At 61.1% G+C, this 18,156-nt stretch carries 17 protein-coding genes; 12 read left to right on the forward strand and 5 right to left on the reverse strand.

What is annotated here, in order from left to right:
• Positions 1-125 precede the first annotated feature (125 nt).
• Complete coding sequence (locus ABIE28_RS00380) at positions 126-1,154, forward strand: carbohydrate kinase family protein (RefSeq protein ID WP_354059087.1); 1,029 nt, start codon at positions 126-128, stop codon at positions 1,152-1,154.
• Here ABIE28_RS00380 and ABIE28_RS00385 read toward each other — a convergent pair.
• Positions 1,151-2,740 (reverse strand): L-aspartate oxidase, encoded by a 1,590-nt coding sequence (locus tag ABIE28_RS00385; protein WP_354059089.1) that lies wholly within the window; start codon positions 2,738-2,740, stop codon positions 1,151-1,153. The two genes, ABIE28_RS00380 and ABIE28_RS00385, sit on opposite strands and share 4 nt — an antisense overlap.
• Positions 2,741-2,829: 89 nt before the next feature.
• Here ABIE28_RS00385 and ABIE28_RS00390 point away from each other — a divergent pair, with 89 nt between their 5' ends.
• The gene (locus tag ABIE28_RS00390) at positions 2,830-3,321 is read left to right on the forward strand and encodes a hypothetical protein (protein WP_354059091.1); all 492 of its coding nucleotides are present in this window, start codon (positions 2,830-2,832) and stop codon (positions 3,319-3,321) included.
• A gap of 124 nt (positions 3,322-3,445) precedes the next feature.
• On the opposite strand, the gene nadA is transcribed toward ABIE28_RS00390, so the two are convergent.
• Positions 3,446-4,513 (reverse strand): quinolinate synthase NadA, encoded by a 1,068-nt coding sequence (gene nadA, locus ABIE28_RS00395; RefSeq protein WP_354059093.1) that lies wholly within the window; start codon positions 4,511-4,513, stop codon positions 3,446-3,448.
• Positions 4,514-4,634: 121 nt separating this feature from the next.
• On the opposite strand from nadA, the gene eda reads away from it, so the two are divergent.
• The 4 genes from eda to modB all read left to right on the forward strand — a co-directional run bounded on the left by eda (position 4,635) and on the right by modB (position 7,318).
• A complete protein-coding gene (gene eda / locus ABIE28_RS00400; protein WP_354059095.1) occupies positions 4,635-5,270 on the forward strand; it encodes a bifunctional 4-hydroxy-2-oxoglutarate aldolase/2-dehydro-3-deoxy-phosphogluconate aldolase in 636 nt (211 codons plus the stop codon).
• A gap of 129 nt (positions 5,271-5,399) precedes the next feature.
• The gene (locus tag ABIE28_RS00405) at positions 5,400-5,771 is read left to right on the forward strand and encodes a winged helix-turn-helix domain-containing protein (RefSeq protein WP_354059097.1); all 372 of its coding nucleotides are present in this window, start codon (positions 5,400-5,402) and stop codon (positions 5,769-5,771) included.
• 68 nt (positions 5,772-5,839) lie between these two features.
• Positions 5,840-6,577, forward strand: coding sequence for a molybdate ABC transporter substrate-binding protein (gene modA / locus ABIE28_RS00410; RefSeq protein ID WP_354059098.1), 738 nt, complete (start codon positions 5,840-5,842; stop codon positions 6,575-6,577).
• Between the two features lie 60 nt (positions 6,578-6,637).
• Positions 6,638-7,318 carry a molybdate ABC transporter permease subunit gene (modB, locus tag ABIE28_RS00415; RefSeq protein ID WP_502913346.1) on the forward strand — a complete coding sequence of 227 codons (681 nt, stop codon included), beginning with the start codon at positions 6,638-6,640 and terminating at the stop codon, positions 7,316-7,318.
• Here modB and ligD read toward each other — a convergent pair.
• Positions 7,315-9,885 carry a DNA ligase D gene (gene ligD, locus ABIE28_RS00420; protein WP_354059100.1) on the reverse strand — a complete coding sequence of 857 codons (2,571 nt, stop codon included), beginning with the start codon at positions 9,883-9,885 and terminating at the stop codon, positions 7,315-7,317. The genes modB and ligD overlap by 4 nt on opposite strands.
• Before the next feature lie 3 nt (positions 9,886-9,888).
• Positions 9,889-10,740, reverse strand: a complete 852-nt coding sequence (gene ku, locus ABIE28_RS00425) for a non-homologous end joining protein Ku (RefSeq protein ID WP_354059101.1) — start codon at positions 10,738-10,740, stop codon at positions 9,889-9,891.
• Between the two features lie 134 nt (positions 10,741-10,874).
• Between ku and ABIE28_RS00430 the strand changes: the two genes are divergently transcribed.
• From ABIE28_RS00430 to ABIE28_RS00440, 3 genes are all read left to right on the forward strand, one after another.
• Complete coding sequence (locus ABIE28_RS00430; RefSeq protein WP_354059103.1) at positions 10,875-11,864, forward strand: SPFH domain-containing protein; 990 nt, start codon at positions 10,875-10,877, stop codon at positions 11,862-11,864.
• Positions 11,865-11,874: 10 nt separating this feature from the next.
• Positions 11,875-12,327 carry an NfeD family protein gene (locus ABIE28_RS00435; RefSeq protein WP_354059105.1) on the forward strand — a complete coding sequence of 151 codons (453 nt, stop codon included), beginning with the start codon at positions 11,875-11,877 and terminating at the stop codon, positions 12,325-12,327.
• A 107-nt stretch (positions 12,328-12,434) separates the two neighbouring features.
• Positions 12,435-13,724 carry an outer membrane beta-barrel protein gene (locus ABIE28_RS00440; protein WP_354059107.1) on the forward strand — a complete coding sequence of 430 codons (1,290 nt, stop codon included), beginning with the start codon at positions 12,435-12,437 and terminating at the stop codon, positions 13,722-13,724.
• Here the strand turns inward: ABIE28_RS00440 and galU are convergent.
• Entirely contained in the window at positions 13,721-14,605 is an 885-nt protein-coding gene (galU, locus tag ABIE28_RS00445; RefSeq protein ID WP_354059109.1) for a UTP--glucose-1-phosphate uridylyltransferase GalU, read from the reverse strand. The genes ABIE28_RS00440 and galU overlap by 4 nt on opposite strands.
• 97 nt (positions 14,606-14,702) lie before the next feature.
• Between galU and galE the strand changes: the two genes are divergently transcribed.
• The 3 genes from galE to ABIE28_RS00460 all read left to right on the forward strand — a co-directional run bounded on the left by galE (position 14,703) and on the right by ABIE28_RS00460 (position 18,152).
• Positions 14,703-15,689: a UDP-glucose 4-epimerase GalE gene (gene galE / locus ABIE28_RS00450; protein WP_354059111.1), complete on the forward strand. Its 987-nt coding sequence runs from the start codon at positions 14,703-14,705 to the stop codon at positions 15,687-15,689.
• A 16-nt stretch (positions 15,690-15,705) separates the two neighbouring features.
• On the forward strand, positions 15,706-16,908 hold the full coding sequence (locus ABIE28_RS00455; protein WP_354059112.1) for a lytic murein transglycosylase: 1,203 nt from the start codon (positions 15,706-15,708) through the stop codon (positions 16,906-16,908).
• Between the two features lie 71 nt (positions 16,909-16,979).
• Complete coding sequence (locus ABIE28_RS00460; RefSeq protein WP_354059114.1) at positions 16,980-18,152, forward strand: SGNH/GDSL hydrolase family protein; 1,173 nt, start codon at positions 16,980-16,982, stop codon at positions 18,150-18,152.
• Positions 18,153-18,156: the final 4 nt, after the last annotated feature.

Raw genomic sequence — 18,156 nt, forward strand, 5'->3', positions numbered from 1 at the left:
CCGCAACAGGGTCAACGCTGGCTGCGTCGGTTTAATCCCGCACCAAGCAAATATTGTTTGCACTAGGCATGCCCAAGCGGTGGGCATTTGCTCGGTAGACTGGTGACTCGGTTCGGAAAAATGCTATGTCGCTAGCTGCTGCACGCAAGGGGCAGCGCGAGCCGGGAGGACGCTGCATGTTCGTGGTTGGTGGGGAAAGTCTGATCGATCTCAAGGCCGAGGTCGTGCTGCCCGATGGTGGTGTGATCGGCCGGGATGGCGAAGGCCAGATCGTCATGACGGCCCATCCGGGCGGCTCCCCCTATAACTGCGCCATCGCGCTGGCAAAGCTTGGCAATGATACCGGCTTCATGTGCCCGATTTCGGCTGATGCGTTTGGCGACTACCTGCTCGGGCCGCTGCATGAGGCAGGTGTAACGCCGCTGCTGGGCGAACGGGTCAAGGAATTCACAACTCTGGCGGTGGTCAATTTCGACGCCAACCACAATGCGCGGTATGGCTTCTATCGGCAGGCCGATGGAGCCATCGAAGCCGCCAAGGCGATCGCTGCCCTGCCGGAGAAGCTTGATCTTTATCAGATTGGCGGCTTCTGCCCGATCAAGCCGGATGAAGCGGCGATCTGGCTGGAAATCGTTCAGGCGGCTGTGGCGCGCGGCGCGACGATTTCGATCGACCCCAATGTGCGGCCAAGCCTCGTTGATGACTTCGAAGGCTTCAAGGCGCGGTTATCGAGCTTCCTCGATCTGGCCCATGTGGTGAAGGTTTCCGAGGAAGATCTGGCCTCGCTTGATGACAGCAAAAGCATTGAGCAGCACGCGGCTGATCTTCTGGCGCGGCCACATTGCGAACTGGTCATCGTAACGCTGGGCGACAAGGGCTCGCGCGCCTTTACGGCGGCGGGCAAGGCACTGGCGACGATCTATGCGCCGCCGGTGTTTGGCGACACGGTGGGCGCAGGCGATAGCCTGATGGCAGGCGTGCTGTCCTGGCTGCATGAGCGCGGCCTGCTGGTCGCGGGCAAACTGACCGGCCTCGGCGAAGGCGCGCTCAACGACATGCTGCGCTTTGGCGCCGTCGTCGCCGGCATCAATTGCGGCCGCAAAGGCTGCAAGCCACCGACGCGTGCGGAAGTCGACGCGGTGTTGGGCGCCTAGGCGCTGGCCCGAATCGCCAAAGCTTCGTCCAGCGTCATCGTGGTGTGGTGTTCCCAGCTTTCGTCGGTGTGCGGGTAGTCGGTGCGGAAATGGCCGCCGCGGCTTTCGGTGCGTTTGAGGGCGGCAGCTGCGACGAGAGTGGCCGAAGTGGTCATGTTGAGATAGGCGCTAGTGACGTGCTCGGCCTTGTTTTCGAGCGCGGCGATCTCACGCAAAGCGCGTTTGAGGCCGTTGGCGTCGCGTTCGACGCCAACAAGGTCGGTCATGATGCGACGCAGGTTTTGCACGGCTGGCAGATCGCGCAGCACCTGTTCGGCCTTGGCGCCTTCGGCTTCGTCCCATTCGATGCCCTTGAAGGGTGGCAGGTTGTTGCGCACCGGCTCGAGGCCGCCAATGTCTTCGGCAATACGGGCGCCATAGACGGTGGCTTCGAGCAGGGAGTTGGAGGCGAGCCGATTGGCACCATGAAGCCCTGTGCAGCTGGCTTCGCCACAGACCCAGAGGCCGGGCAGCGATGAGCGGCCGCGCTCGTCGACCTTGACGCCCCCCATGTGGAAATGCGCTGCCGGGGTAACCGGGATCATGTCGGCCACCGGGTCGATTCCGGCATCGAGGCAGTATTGGGCGACCGTGGGGAAGCGCGTGAGGATCGACGCGCCGAGCACCTGACGCGTATCGAGAAGCACTTTTCGACCCGACTGGATCTGGCGGAAATTGGCGCGGGCGACAATGTCGCGCGGGGCCAGTTCGGCATCGGGGTGAATGGCGGGCATGAAGCGCTCACCCAGATCATTGACCAAAGTAGCGCCTTCGCCGCGCAGGGCCTCGGTAGCGAGCGGCGCCGGGTCGGCGCCGGTGGCGATGGCGGTGGGGTGGAATTGCACGAATTCTGCGTCGGCTATGAGCGCACCAGCACGCGCTGCCATGCCCATGGCGTGGCCACGCACGCCGGGCGGATTGGTCGTGACGGCGTACAGCCCGCCCAGGCCACCGGCTGCGAGCACGGTGGCACGGGCGCGGATGAAAACGGGTTCGGAATAGCGGTCGCCGAGGCGGCGGCAAAACACGCCGACGATGCGGCCATTGTCGCGGGCGAGGCTAAGCGCAGTGATGCCCTCGACGATCCGGATCGAGGGGGTGCGGCGCACTTCGGCGATGATGGCCTGCATGATGGCCCAGCCAGCGCGGTCGCCCTCGACCTTGACGATACGGTTGGCAGAGTGGGCGGCTTCCTTGCCCAGTTCGTAATTTCCGAAGTCGTCGCGATCAAACGGCGTGCCCCAGCGGGCAAGGTCCTCGATGCGGGCGGCCGCCTCGGCGGTGACACTTTCGGCGGTGCCGTGATCGACAATGCCAGCGCCAGCCATTTCGGTATCGACGGCATGGGCATGGCTGCTATCGCCTGCGCCGACGGCGGCCGCAACGCCGCCCTGCGCCCAGGCGGAGGAGGCGCCGGTGCCCAGTGGCTTGGGTGACAGGACTGTCACCGGGCGCGGCGCCAGCTTGAGGGCGGTGAACAGGCCTGCCAACCCCGCCCCGACAATGAGCGCGCCATCGGCATTGAGGGTGTTGTCGAAGGCGGTCATGGCAACCTCAAAATTCTTCGTAATTTGACTTAAGGAAATACACGCATAGATAGTGGAGGCATACCCGAAACGACGCAGATGGAGGCATCGTGGACGACCCACAAGACGATGACCCCGGCCACCCGCGTTATTGGCAGAACCTGTTCGGCGAGGCGAGCACGCCATTCGAGGCAGAGCCTGATCAACCCGTAGCGCTCGATACGCTGCGGGCGCTCTATTCGGCAGTACTGAGCAATTATGACTTTACTTGCGCCATGACGGGGGCGCGCTTTGCGCCGCCGTCGGAATTTTTGCACGACGAACTGGCGATTGCCGCCATCCGGCCTCTGACCGCAGGCGGCATGCTGCATGTGAGTAACTTTTTGTGCCTCGAACGCCATGCCGCCGAGGCATTTCGCGATGGGTATATTTCCGTGGGGCCGGGGCTCGAATTGATCGTCGACCTCAGCCAGCTTGACCCCGAACTGCTCGAGCGCCTCAATCCGCTCGGCAAGCTCACCTTGCCGCAGGTGGAGATAGCGCACCCCGACCGCACCGCCATCGCCTTCCACCGCGAGCACGTTTTCCTCGGGCATCTTTAGGGCGCGGCGCGCTTACGCTGCTCAGGCAGTAGACACCATGGTGAAGCTAAGCAGGCTCCACTCGCCCGAGCTTGTCCTTCGACAAGCTCGGGATGAGATCTCCCACTAGGTGCCCTAGACAGCGCTAGTCGCCCTTGCGGCTCATTTCGATCATGCGTTCGACGGCGAGCCGGGCCGGGGGGATGATTTCGGCGGGGACGGTGACTTCTTCGGTCATGGTGTGGAGGCTCCACAGCACGTTTTCGAGATTGATACGCTTCATGTGCGGGCAGATGTTGCAGCCGCGCAGAAAATCGACGCCGGTGGTTTCGCTCGCGACATTGTCGGACATCGAGCATTCCGTGACCATCACCACGCGCGGTGGCTTGGTGGATTTGACCCAGTCGATCATGGCAGCCGTAGAGCCGGCGAAATCGACCGCGTCGATCACCTCGGGCGGGCATTCGGGATGGGCGATGATCTTGGCGGTGGGATAGGCATGGCGCAGTTCGGAGATGTCTTCGGCGGTAAAGGTTTCGTGCACTTCGCAGGCGCCGGCCCAGGTGATGATCTTCTTGCCGGTCTTTTTGGCGGTGTTGCGGGCCAGATATTGATCCGGGATCATGATGACCGTATCGCCTTCGACGCGGTTGACAATGTCGAGCGCGTTGGACGAGGTGCAGCACACATCCGTGACGGCCTTCACGGCTGCCGAGGTGTTGACGTAGGTCACCACCGGCACGCCGGGATACATCGCCTTCATGGCGATGACGTCTTCTGCGGTGATCGAGGAGGCTAGCGAACAGCCGGCGCGGCTATCGGGGATCAGCACCGTCTTGTCGGGGTTCAGCAGCTTTGAGGTTTCGGCCATGAAGTGCACGCCGCACTGGACGATCACCTGCTGGCGCACTTTGGTGGCTTCGATAGCCAGTTGCAGGCTGTCGCCGACAATATCGGCAACGCCGTGGTAAATCTGCGGCGTCTGGTAATTGTGAGCCAGGATGACCGCGTCCTTTTCCTTCTTGAGCCGGTTGATCTCGAAAATCAGCGGCGCATAGAAGGACCATTCGATCTCGGGGATCTTGTCGCGAACGCGGTCGAACACCTTTTCGGTGGCGCGCTGGACGGACTTGGAAAACTTCAGGTCGAAATGCTGGGACAGAATTGCCCGGGCCTCGTCCAGCGGTGTAATTGCGTTGATAGTCTGCACCATGGACAGATCCTCCGGAGTTCGCCGGAACCTAGGGATTTATTGTCCGCATTTCAATGAACGGGGTTGCGAGATTTTCGCCAAACTCCTAACCGTTCATCAACAAATCTGCAGAGGACTGATTATGCCGCAAGACGCAGCCGCCATTCGCTCCATCCTCTCGCTCGCGCCCGTCGTCCCGGTGATCATTCTCGATGACGTGTCGCAGGCGCGGCCACTGGCCGAAGCGCTCGTGGCAGGTGGCCTGCCAATCCTTGAAGTGACGCTGCGCACGCCCAACGCCCTCAAGGTGATGGAAGAGATGGGCAAAGTGACCGGCGCCATTGTTGGCTCGGGCACCGTGCGCAATGCGCTGCACATGAAGCAGTCGGTCGATGCCGGGTGCCGGTTTATGGTGTCGCCAGGCATTTCGCCGCGCATTCTCGATGCTGCCGACGATATCGGTATTCCGCTGCTGCCCGGTATTGCGACGCCGAGCGAAGCGATGACGGCTTCCGAGCGCGGATATTCGTTCCTCAAGTTTTTCCCGGCCGAAGCCAATGGCGGTGCGCCGGTGCTCAAGGCCTTTGCCTCGCCGCTGTCCGACATCACGTTCTGCCCAACGGGCGGCATCGATGCGGAGAAGGCCAAGGTTTATCTCGGCCTGTCGAACGTCATCTGCGTGGGTGGGTCATGGATCATGCCAGCGGACGCGATTGCTTCGGGCGATTGGAAGCGGATCGAAACGCTGGCGCGTGAAGCGAGCCAGTTGCGGGGATAGACCGTCCCATCAGTAGACCTCGTCCTGAGCATGTCGAAGGAGGAGGTCGTGGCAGGATTGGTGAGCCGACCTCGTGGTTCGACAAGCTCACCATGAGGTCTCAAAACAACAGTTTAGTCTGGAGCCGTCATGAGCGCAGTGGTTCCCCCAGACGGCCTCTCGCACCTGCGGGTGACGTTTAGCGACACCGCCTATATCGGGCCGGGGCGGGCTGACCTAATGGAACTGATCGGATCGACAGGGTCGATTTCGGCGGCCGGCAAGGCGATGGGGATGAGTTACAAGCGCGCCTGGAGCCTGGTGCAGGCACTCAATTCCGGTTTTGGCACTGTGCTGGTGGAATCGAGCCGGGGCGGAGCGGCGCAGGGCGGGGCGCAATTGACCGAGGCAGGGCAGACGGTGCTCGCCCACTATCGTTCCATGCAGGACAAGACGCGGGTCGCCATCGCCGATGATGTTGCGGCCCTGCGAGAACGCTTCGATATGGCTGGTCGGAAATAACGCTTGCGCTGCCGCACGGGCTTTGCAAACTTCACCGATATGAAATTCAAAACATATCGGAGCGTCTAATGAACCGCATCTTGATGAGCACGCTGGTGGGTGCCCTGTTGTTGTCGACGGCTGCCGCACAGGCTGACACCGTCAATGTGGCGGTGGCCGCCAACTTCACCAAGGTCGCCGAGGAGCTAGCGCCGCTGTTCAAGGCCGAGACGGGCCATGACGTGGTCTATAGCTTTGGCGCGACCGGCCAGCTTTACACCCAGATCAGCCAGGGCGCGCCGTTCGAGGTATTTCTGGCGGCCGACGATACCCGTCCGACCAAGGCGGTGACGGATGGGCTTGGCGTCGAAGGCACGGTGTTCACCTATGCCATTGGGGCGCTGGCGCTTTACAGCACATCGCTGGACCTGACCGACGGGCAGGCCATTCTGGAGGGCGGCAAGTTCGACAAACTCGCCATCGCCGATCCGGAAGCTGCGCCCTACGGTCGTGCGGCGGTCGAAACCATCGAAAAGCTAGGTCTGACCGAGGCGATTACGCCAAAGCTGGTGACCGGGGAAAATATCAGCCAGACGCTGCAGTTCATCGAAAGCGGCAATGCTGAAATCGGTTTTGTGGCAGCCAGCCAGATCGTGGGTAAGTCGAGCGTGTGGATTGTTCCTGCCGCCGACTACGAGCCGATCCGTCAGGATGCCGTGCTGCTGACCACCGGCAAAGACAGCGAGGCTGCCAAGGCCTATGTCGAGTTCCTCAAGAGCGACAAGGCCGTGGACGTGATCAAGGCGGCCGGTTACGTCGTCGAATAATATCTGCCACCACGTCATTCCCGCATATGCGGGGATGACGCCGCCGGTGAGGAAACGATCGTGAACCTGGGTGATATCTGGACACCGGTCAGCCTGACGCTGACGCTGGCTGCGATCAATACCGTCATCCTGTTGGTGGTGGGTACGCCCATCGCGTGGTGGCTCGCGCGGAGCAAGAGCCGGTATCGCGAAATGGTCGGCGCGGTGGTGTCGATGCCGCTGGTGCTGCCGCCGACGGTGCTCGGATTTTACCTGCTGATTGTGCTTGGGCCAAATGGGCCGGGCGGATGGGTGGCTGGCCTGTGGGGCGGGCGGACGTTGGCCTTTTCGTTTACCGGCCTCATCATCGGGTCCTTCTTTTATTCGCTGCCCTTCATGGTGCAGCCACTGCGCAATGGGTTTGCCGCGATCGGCAATGATGCGCTCGAGGTGGCGTCGAGCCTTGGTGCGTCGAACTGGCAGCGGTTTTGGCGTGTGGCGCTGCCCTTGGCACGGCCGGGCTATATCACCGGCGCGGTGATGACCTTTGCTCATACCGTGGGTGAGTTCGGCGTGGTGCTGATGATCGGCGGCAATATTCCGGGCCAGACCAAGGTCATTGCCATTGCGCTCTACGATTATGTCGAGCGGCTGCAATGGGGCGAGGCGCATGTGATCGCACTGGGCATGGTGATCTTTGCCTTCGTCGTAATCGCCATCACACTGACCATCGACCGCCGCGTCAATGTGCCGATGCCCTAGTCGGCCGCAACGGCCTTGAGCATGGTTTTGGTGATTGTCTGTTTGGTGTCGAAATAGCCCCTCCACGGGTCGGGCTGTTTGGCGCGTTCGGCGGCTTCGGCGAGGCTGAACTGGTTCCCGGCTTTGACGTTTTCCAACTCGTCCCATGTGACCGGCACGGCCGCGGGCGCGCCCTCGCGGGAGCGGCTGGACCAGGGAGCGATGGCGGTGGAGCCGCGTTCATTACGCAGATAGTCGATGAAGAGCTTGCCCATGCGGGTGGCCTTGCGCGAATTGGCGGTGAAGCGGTCGGGATATTTGTCGGCCAGTTGCTGAGCTACGGCCTTGCAGAAGGCTTTGACCTCCGGCCATTCGGTGCTTGGCTTGAGCGGGGCGATGACGTGGATACCCTTGCCGCCGCTGACCAGGGGGTAGGTCTTTAGGCCGAGTTCCTGCAGATCGTCGCGGATGGTGATGGCGGCTTTGCGCACATCGCCGAAATCGAGGCCTTCATCGGGGTCAATGTCGAAAATGATGCGCTCGGGCTTCTCGATGTCCTTGGTGCGCGATCCCCACAGATGCCACTCGAGCACGTTCATCTGCGTGCCGGCGATGAGGCCCGCCAGATTGTCGATGTAGAAATAATCTTCCTTGCTGCCGTCCTTTTCGGTGATCAGCAGCGACTTCATCGCGTCTGGAAAACCGCCTGTGTCGTGCTTCTGGAAGAAGCAATATTTGGTGCGGCCCTGCGGGCAGCGCAGGAGGCTCAGCGGGCGGTTTTCGATATAGGGCAGCATTCGGTTGGCGACGGCGGCGTAGTAGGCGACAAGGTCAGCCTTGGTGACACCCTGGCCGGGATAGATAACGCGATCGGGACTGGTCAGTTTTACGCCAGCGGCTTCGGCGGCCTTGATCCCAGCGGCGGTGGTCAGAGGCGTGGCTGCTGATTTGGGTGTCTCAGCAGCGACCGATTTGGCCGGCTTGTCCTCGCGCAATCCGATAAAGGATGGGTGGCGCAGCACCCCGTCGGGGGTGAATTCGGTATAGCCGATCTCGGCCACAAGTTCGGGCGTAACCCACTGCGCAGTGCGGGCGATGGCGGCGGGAACCGAATCAAATGGGCTGTCCTTGCGAGTCCGGCTGTCGAGTTGCTGCTGGATGGCGTCGGCGGTCTCGACGTTAAAGCCCGTGCCGACGCGGCCGCGATAGACCAGTTTGCCGTCTTCCCAGGTGCCGATGAGCAGCGAAGCAAAGCTTTTCTTTTTGGTCGAGGGGGACCAGCCGGCAATGACGAATTCCTGGCGCTTGCTGGCCTTGATCTTGAGCCAGCTTTTGGTGCGCTCGCCGCGATAGGGGGCCGAAGTTTCCTTGGCGATGATACCTTCAAGGCCCTCGCGCGCGATGGCGTCGAACACCTTTTGCCCATTGCCGGTGACATGGGGCGAAAATTGCACAAGCGAGGATGACTCGATCTTGCCGAGCAGCTTTTCGAGCTTTGCCTTGCGCTCGACCAGGGGCAGTTTGGTCAGGTCGTCCCCATCGAGTTCGAGCAGATCAAAGGCGAAATAGGTCAGCGGACCGCCATTGGAGAGATGATCCTTGAGGGTCGAAAAATCGGTGCGGCCCTTGGCATCGAAGGCGCAGAGTTCGCCATCGATCAGGGCCGTGCCCTTGGTGATGCGGGTCAGTGGCGGCACGATGGCGGCGAATTGCTCGGTCCAGTCCTTGCCGGTGCGCGTATAGAGACGCACCTGATCGCCCGCGATGGCGGCGAGGCAACGGTAGCCATCGTATTTCATTTCGAACAGCCAATCTGTGCCGGTCGGAACGTCGCTGACCAGTGTGGCCAGCTGCGGTGGACGGAAAGCGGGCATGCCCGCAATCTTGGTTTTGCGGGTAGATTGGGCGGGCACGGGATTGTCGACGGCCTTGTCGGCGTCGGAATGCCAGACGGCTTTTGCGGCAGTCTCGGATTTCTTCTTGGGCTTGAGTCCCTTGGCTATGCCGTCGAAATCGCGGCCTGTCGAGATGGAGTTGGTAAAGCGCGTGACCAGCGTTTCCTCGTCCTTGGCGTAGACGTCCTTGTGCTTGATCAGCAGCCAGTTTTCGCGCGCGGGCCCAGATTTGCGCTGAGTATCACGGCCTTTCATATGGACGAGGACCCATTCGCCCTTCATGCGCTGGCCATTGAGCCGCATCTTGAGGTCGCCGCCTTCAAGGCCCTCGTGGGGATCGTTGATGGGCTCCCAGGTGCCTTCGTCCCACAGCATGACGGTGCCGCCGCCATATTCTTTTTCGGGGATGGTGCCTTCGAATGTGCCGTAGTCGACGGGGTGATCTTCGACCCGCACGGCGAGACGCTTGTCTGCCGGATTGTCGGAGGGGCCTTTGGTGACGGCCCAACTTTTGAGCACGCCATCGAGTTCGATGCGGAAATCGTAGTGCAAGCGGGTAGCGTCGTGCTTTTGCACGACGAAGCGCAGCGGGCCGGACGTGCCGCGTTCCTCAGAGCCTGAGGGTTCCTGTGTCTTGGTGAAGTCGCGTTTGGACTGATATTCCTTGAGCAGGGTCTCGGCTTTGCTGGCCATGGGTCAGCTCGCCTTCTTGCGCGGCGCTGGCTTTTTGGCGGCTGGTTTGTCGCCACCCTTGTCGCCTTCAAGACTGGATTTGAGTGCAGCCATCAGGTCGACGACATTGGCTCCGGTCGGGCGGCTTTCGGCGGGCTCTTCCTTGGTCGAAATCTTGTTGCCCTTGGATTTGAGCTTGCGGGCAATCAGCTCGCGCAGGGCGGACTGGTAGTGATCCTTGAAGACGCCTGCGTCGAATTTGGCGGTCTTTTTGTCGATCAGTGCCGTGGCGACTTCGAGAAGGTCGGCGTCTGCCTTTTTAGCTGAGATTGAGGCGAAGAACGGATCGGCTTTGCGGATTTCGTCTTCGTAATGGAGCGTTTCCATCAGCAGACCAGTGCCCGTCGGCTGCACGGCCACCAGATATTCCTTGCCGCGTAGGGCCAGCTGGCCCAACCCGACTTTCTTGCTGGAGCGGAGCGCATCGCGGATCACGCGGAACGCGTCTTCGGCCAGTTCATCGGCGGGGACAACGAAATAGGGTTTGTCGAAATAGATCGGGTCGATCTCATAGGCGCCGACAAATTGGGTGAGTTCAAGGGTCTTGCGCGTTTCCAGTTTTACCGCGTCGATCTCGTCATCGGTGAGCAGAACATAGTCGCCCTTCTCGTATTCGAAGCCCTTCATGATCTCATCCTTGTCGACGGGACCAATGCCGGCAACCACTTTTTCGTAATTGATCGGTTTGCCGCTCGGTTCGTGGATCTGTCGAAAGCTCGGTTTTGCGTTCGGCTTGGTGGCCGAATAAAGCTCAACGGCGATCGAGACGAGAGAAAGACGCAATTGGCCTTTCCAGATGGGGCGGGACGCTGGCATGCTGGTACTCGCGGAACATGTTGATCCGCGATTTAAACGTGTTCAGTCCGTGCTTCGTTCCGCGAGGGAGCGTGTTGCACCATTGACCAAGCAGCAATAGTGTCGCGCGCATGAAGACCAAAGGAGAATCATGGATGGATATTTTGCAGGGCTTCGGCCTCGATGGGCTGAGTATTACGCTTATCGCCCTCGGTATTCTGGCTCTTCTGGTCTTGTTTGCAGGCGCCAAGACGGTGCCACAGGGCTATAATTACACCATCGAACGTTTCGGCAAGTACACGCGCACGCTCAAGCCCGGTCTGAACCTGATCGTGCCGTTCATCGACAGCATCGGCAAGAAGATCAACGTGATGGAGCAGGTGCTCGACGTTCCCCACCAGGAAGTCATCACCCGCGACAACGCTTCGATCACTGCGAACGGCGTGACGTTCTATCAAATTCTGGATGCCGCTGCCGCAGCCTACGAAATCTCGGGCCTCGAGAACGCTATCCTCAACCTGACCATGACCAATATCCGTACGGTGATGGGCTCGATGGACCTCGATGAGCTGCTGAGCCATCGTGACGAAATCAACGAGCGCCTGCTGCGCGTGGTCGATACGGCGGTGTCACCATGGGGCATCAAGATCACCCGTATCGAGATCAAGGACATCGATCCGCCAAAGGATCTGGTGGATTCGATGGGTCGCCAGATGAAGGCCGAGCGCGAGAAGCGGGCCGCCATTCTGGAAGCCGAAGGCCGTCGTCAGTCGGCCATTCTGCAGGCCGAAGGCGCCAAGCAGGCGCAGGTTCTGGAAGCTGAAGGCCGCCGTGAAGCAGCGTTCCGCGACGCCGAGGCGCGCGAGCGGTCGGCAGAAGCTGAAGCTAAGGCAACCCAGGTAGTGTCTGACGCTATCGCCAGCGGTAACGTTCAGGCCATCAACTACTTCGTGGCCAACAATTACATCAAGGCTCTCGAAGCCATCGCAACCTCGCCAAACCAGAAGCTGCTGATGCTGCCGGTTGAAGCCTCCAGCATCATTGGCGCCATCGGCGGTATCGCCGAAATCGCCAAGGAAACCTTTGGTGGTTCGGCGCCCACGCCAGCGCGTCCAAGCCGTCCGCCGTCGTCCGGACAGCAGTAAAGGCTAAACCATGCAGGTCATCGACTTTATCGCGAGCAACGGCCCCTGGTCGTGGATTGTGGCCGGGTTGATCCTGCTGGCACTCGAACTGGTTTTGCCTGGCGGCTTCATGCTGTGGATGGGGATCGCCGGGCTGATAACAGGGGCGATATCCCTGTTTCAGCCCATCGGCTGGCCCTGGCAGTGGCTGATTTTTGGTGTGCTGTCACTCGTCAGCATCGCCATCTGGGTGCGCTTCAATCGGGGGCGCTCCACCAATACCGACCGGCCCTATCTCAATAGTCGTGCCGACGGTTATGTCGGCAAAGAAGCGGTGTTGGAACACGCGATCCAGCAGGGCTTTGGACGCATTGCGCTGGGCGATTCCGTGTGGCGCGTTTCCGGGCCCGATCTGGCCGCCGGTCGTCGGGTGCGGATCATTGGGCATGATGGTGCGGTGCTCAAGGTGGAACCGTTAGATTAGCCGGCTCATTCCAAGCAATCGCAAGGTTTCATTAACCATAAGATGGAAGGATCGCCGCAGCCCGAAGCAGCTTGCTGCGGGCTGTTTCCAGTTTGGCGGAGCAGATCTTGCGCTTGCGACGGCGGCAGACAATAGGACGGGCAGGGGTCACGGCTCTCTGCGCGCTTTGCCTTGCCGTACCGGCGCTGGCTGGTTCTGATCTTTCGACGGGCGACGGCTCGCAGAGCGATAATGACCGCCTGCTGCCCGGTGTCTATCCGCAAGAGCCCGTACTGACCGACAACACATGGCTGCGCGAGCCATATGATCCGTTTTTCGATGTCGACTGGTCGGTGGCGCTGCGCGGCACCTATACCAAGCAGACCGATGGCGAGCGCTTCGATACGCGGCTGGTGCCCAGCGTCAGCCTCGAACACATCGGCAGTCGCTCTGCAGTCAATTTCGACGCTACCGCAGAAATCATCCGGCCCAACGATACCGGCACTATCGATATCAGCGCGCTGCGGCTGGGCCTCCAGACCGGCTATGCGCTCGATAGCGAAACGCGCTTGAGCGCGGGCGGCAATCTGTCGGTGACGCGGGCGACGCCCGGCACGCCCGGACTGGCCAGCGACATTGCCGAGGCCTCACAGACCATTTCGGGCGATGTCGATGTCGGCATTGCGCGCAGTTTCGGCAAGTTCAATGTAGCCGTGACCGGCGGCGTGGGCCGCAATATCTATGGGCCGACGACACTGGTCGATGGCACCGTGCGGCAAAACTACGATTCCAACTACACCTCGCTCGACGCGGGGCTGCGCGTTGGCTTCCAGGCGACGCCGATCCTTGAAGTGTTTGGACAAGCTGCGCTTGGGCGCGATATTTTCGATCACACGTCTTCGGTGTTGAACGTCAGCACCGATGCGAACGATGCGACATTGCGCGCTGGTGTCACCGGCCGCTGGAACGATACGCTCGAGGCGACAGCTTCAGCCGGTCTTGGGCTGCGCCGCTTCGACGAAGCAAGCCTGGGCGAAGTCGTGACCCAGCTTTACGACGCCAACCTCGTATTCACGCCCGATTCGACGTGGCGCATGGTCGCTGGTTTGACGACGACCGTGGCGCCGCCCGGTGCGGATAATGCCGGCACCACACGCGTTGAATATGGGGCCAATGCCCAAGTGGCCTATACGGTCAATTCCTGGCTCGCCTTGCGCGCGCTGGCCGATTGGCGCTCGGCGCGCTTTGAGGGCAGCAATGCCACCGAGACTGGATACGGGCTGGGCGCAGGCGCCGACTATCGCCTCAACAAGCACACCGCGATCAATGCCGATTATGGCTTTGATCATTCCGACAGTACGGCCGACGGTGCGCAGGATGCGCACCGCGTGACCCTGGGTGTAACAGTTTCCCGCTAGAGGCTGGCTTCAAGATCGAGCTTGCGCAGTTCCTTGAGGAAGCCCTCGCGGATATCGTCGCGGTCGAGCGCGTAAACGACATTGGCGGTCAAAAAGCCGATCTTTGAACCGCAATCGAAGCTCTTACCCTCGTATTTCACGCCGGTGAAATCTTGGCGCTTCATCAGGGTCTGCATGCCGTCGGTGAGCTGGATTTCGCCGCCTGCACCGCGTGGCTGATCTGCCAGCAGGTTGAAGATTTCGGGCTGTAGGATGTAGCGGCCAGAAATGATCAGGTTCGATGGCGCGTCTTCGCGCTTGGGCTTTTCGACCATGCCAGTGACGGCAAAGCCGTTGTCGGCGCCGGCGCCGCGCTTGACCACGCCGTAGGACGACACTTCTTCCTCGGGCACTTCCTCGACGGCGATGATATTGCCGCCGCGCTCTTCATAGGCGTCCATCATCTGCTTGAGCACCCCGGGCTCGCCCTTGAACAGCATGTCGGGCAGCAGCAAAGCGAATGGATTGTCGCCGACGATGTCGCGGGCGCACCAGACGGCGTGGCCAAGGCCAAGCGGCTCCTGCTGACGGGTGAAGCTGGTGCGGCCGGCCGATGGCAGGTCCTTGCGCAGTTCATCGAGCGCCTGGCTCTTGCCGCGGGTTTCGAGCGTCGTTTCCAGCTCGAACTGGCGGTCGAAATGGTCTTCGATGACACCCTTGTTGCGGCCGGTGACGAACACGAAGTGTTCTATGCCTGCTTCGCGCGCTTCGTCCACGGCGTATTGGATCAGCGGACGGTCGACGACGGTCAGCATTTCTTTGGGCAGAGCCTTGGTCGCCGGCAGGAAGCGGGTTCCGAGGCCGGCTACGGGGAATACGGCCGTTCTAACGCGTTTAGGCAAAACTCGATCTCCATCGCTGGGTTTTGGCGTAAAGCTATCTCAACGTATCTAAAATATCGTCAAGGCACATACGCTATTGAAGTAAGGGGCTGTTTGAATGGTTGTTCTCGTAACCGGTGGCGCTGGATATATCGGCAGCCATATGGTGCTCAACCTTGCTGATGCAGGCGAAAAGGTTGTCGTGCTCGACAATCTGGTGACCGGTTTTGATTGGGCCGTCGATGGCCGCGCGACGTTCGAAGCGGGTAACGCCGGGGACACCGACCTGGTTCGCCGTCTGATCGACAAACATGGCATTACCGAGATCGTGCACTTTGCCGGCTCTATCGTGGTGCCAGAATCGGTCATTGATCCCCTGAAATATTACGCCAACAACACGGCCACCTCGCGCAATCTGATCGAGGCTGCCGTCAAGAGCGGGGTGAAGCACTTCATCTTCTCCTCGACGGCGGCGGTTTACGGCATGACGGGACTAGCGCCGGTGGTGGAAACGACGCCGCTCAACCCGATGTCGCCTTATGGTCGCTCCAAACTGATGACCGAATGGATGTTGGCCGACGTCGCGGCGGCCCATCCGATGACCTTTGGTGTGCTGCGCTATTTCAACGTTGCGGGCGCCGATCCGGGCAAGCGCAGCGGGCAGTCGACACCACTGGCGACGCATCTGATCAAGGTCGCCTGCCAGACCGCGCTCGGCCAGCGCGAGAAGATGGACATTTTCGGCACCGACTATGAGACGCCGGATGGCACATGTGTGCGCGACTATATCCATGTCACCGACCTGATCGCAGCTCACGCGCTGCTGCTCAAGCATTTGCGCAATGGTGGCGACAGTACGACGCTCAATTGTGCCTATGGGCAGGGCTATTCTGTTCGTCAGGTGGTCGAGACGGTGCGCGGCGTGTCCGGCGTCAATTTCCGCGTCGATGAAGGTCCGCGCCGCGCTGGCGATCCGGCTTCGATCACGGCGACCGGTGAAAAGGTGCGCAAGCTTTTGGGTTGGGTGCCGCAGCATGATGACCTGACGGAAATCGTGCAATCGGCTTATGCCTGGGAACGCCATCTGATGACGCGAAACCGTTAGTCCAAGGAGCCACATCATGCGGCTGGCAGCTTTATTCTTGCTTTTATCGACGCTGCCGGCGCTGGCTCAACCTGTCGAAAGTTTTGACAGCTTTATCGCTGGCTTTCGCGCCAAGGCGCTTGCCGCCGGGGTGAGTGCCTCGGTTTACGATACCGCCATGAAGGGCATGAGGCCCGATCCGCGCGTCCCCAGTCTGGTTTCAACGCAGCCCGAGTTTACCACGCCGATGTGGGACTATATCGAGGGCCGCGTCACCAGCGGACGCATCTCGCGCGGCAAGGCGGCAATGACCCAGAACGCGGCATTGTTTACTTCGGTCGGGCAAGCCTATGGGGTCGACCCCTACATTCTGGGCGCCATCTGGGGCATGGAAACCGATTATGGCGCGGTGCTGGGTAATGCCAGCCTGATCCGCCCTGTGGTGCGTTCGCTGGCAACATTGGTCCACCAGCGGCGCACGCGCTTGGTCGAGGATGAGGCCGACCTGATCGGGGCGCTACAACTGGTGCAGCGCGGGCCCCTGACGGCCGAGACACTGGTCGGATCATGGGCCGGGGCCATCGGGCATTTGCAGGTCAATCCATCCAATGTGGTGGCGCATGGCACCGATGGCGATGGCGACGGGCGGATCGACCTGCACCATTCACTGGCCGACGCGCTGGCGACCAGTGCGCGCTTCCTGCGCTCGATGGGTTATCAGCCGGGGATCGATTGGGGCATGGAGGTCGTGGTGCCGGCGGGGTTTGACTACCTCCTCGCCTCGCGCACCGAGATGCGACCGATTTCGTTCTTTGCCCAGCGCGGCATTACCCGCGTTGCGGGGCGCCAATTCGCCGATCCGAACCTGCAGGTATTTCTTTACCTTCCGGCCGGCAAGGACGGTCCGAAGTTCTTGATGACCCAGAATTATCTGGTGCTCAAGGGCTACAATTTCTCCGACAGCTACGCGATGAGCGTGGCGCATATGACGGATCGGCTGAAGGGTGGTGGCGGCTTTGTGGATGATTGGCCGCGCAATACGGCTTTCCCAAATCTGAGCCAACGCAAGGCCATTCAGGAGGCGTTGATCCGGCTTGGGCTCTATCAGGGCGCGGTCGATGGGCGCATCGGGCCGATCAGCCAGGAGGCCTATGCGCGGTTCCAGGCGTCACGCGGCGAGGTGGCTGATGGCTTTATCACCAAGCAGTCCTATGAGGCTCTGGCGGCGGCCAGCCGGTAAAGTCGGCTTGAGGCTGGTGGCCTAACTGGCCCCATTTTGATAGGAAGAGGCATATTCTGCGCGGGACCGTGATGATCCGTTTTGTCGTTGCCATGCTGGTCGGCCTGCTCGTCTTTATCGACGTGGCGCCTGCGCTTGCCCAGAACCATGACACGATTGTCGTGGCGCAGGAACAGCGTCGGCGGACGCTGTTTGATCTGCTGTTTGGCGATGAGCCAGCTGCGCCGCCGCCCGTGCAACAGCCCCGTCGACCCAGGGAGCAACAGCAGGCCCCCGCGCCAACCGCTGCGTTGCCGCCGCCTGCGCCGACGGTCAACAAGGCCCCTGACGCGACACGGGTGGCGGTGTTCGGCGATTCTCTTGCAATCGACCTCAGCCGGGCGCTGGAACGCTTCTATGTCGATGATCCCAATCTGGTCGTGATCAATCAGAGCGTCAGTTCATCCGGCTTTGTGCGTTTCGATTTCTACGATTGGGACAAGGCGATCAGCGAGCAGATCGCCGCGGACAGTTTTGACGTCGCCATCGTCACGATCGGCGTCAACGATCGGCAGGAAATCGTCGTCGGCAATGCACGTTATGCGCCGCTGACTGAGCAATGGAATGCCATCTATCAGGGGCGTATTTCCGATTTTCTCGGCAAGCTACGGGCAGCGCGGAAGCCGGTGATCTGGGTCGGTCTGCCGCCGATGGCAAAGAGCGATTACTCGGCTGCGATCACCCACATCGGCAATATCCAACGGCTCGCCAGTTTTTCGGGCGGGGCGGAGTATCTCGATATTTATGAGCGCTTCTTGGGCGAGGACGGGAAATACTCGTCCTACGGGCCCGATGTCAGCGGCCAGAACGCTCTGATGCGAAAAGAAGACGGCATCCATTTCTCGGCGGCGGGTGCCGACAAGCTGGCATTCTATCTGAGCCAGACCATTCGCACATTCTATCGCGGTGGGGCCGTTTCGATTGCGGTGGTTGACCCTCTCAGCGGGACGGATGCTGCCGTGATGATGCGACCGCCATTTCAGGGGCTCGGCCAGACGCGGCTGTTGGAAGTTGCCGGCGCGGTCATCCCGATCAGCCGTGTGCCAGCGCGGGCGGGTGAATTGCTGATCTCGTCGGGCATGGTGCCATCGGCACCACCGTTTACGCTTGAGCAGTTGGTGCAGGCGCCGCTGGGACGCGCAGATGCGTTCGGCGTGGGGATTGATCCCAATGCCGACCCGCTGGACGCGCGCGGTGGGCCTTAGGCCA

The organism is Devosia sp. 2618, from assembly GCF_040546815.1.
Taxonomy (GTDB): Bacteria; Pseudomonadota; Alphaproteobacteria; order Rhizobiales; family Devosiaceae; genus Devosia.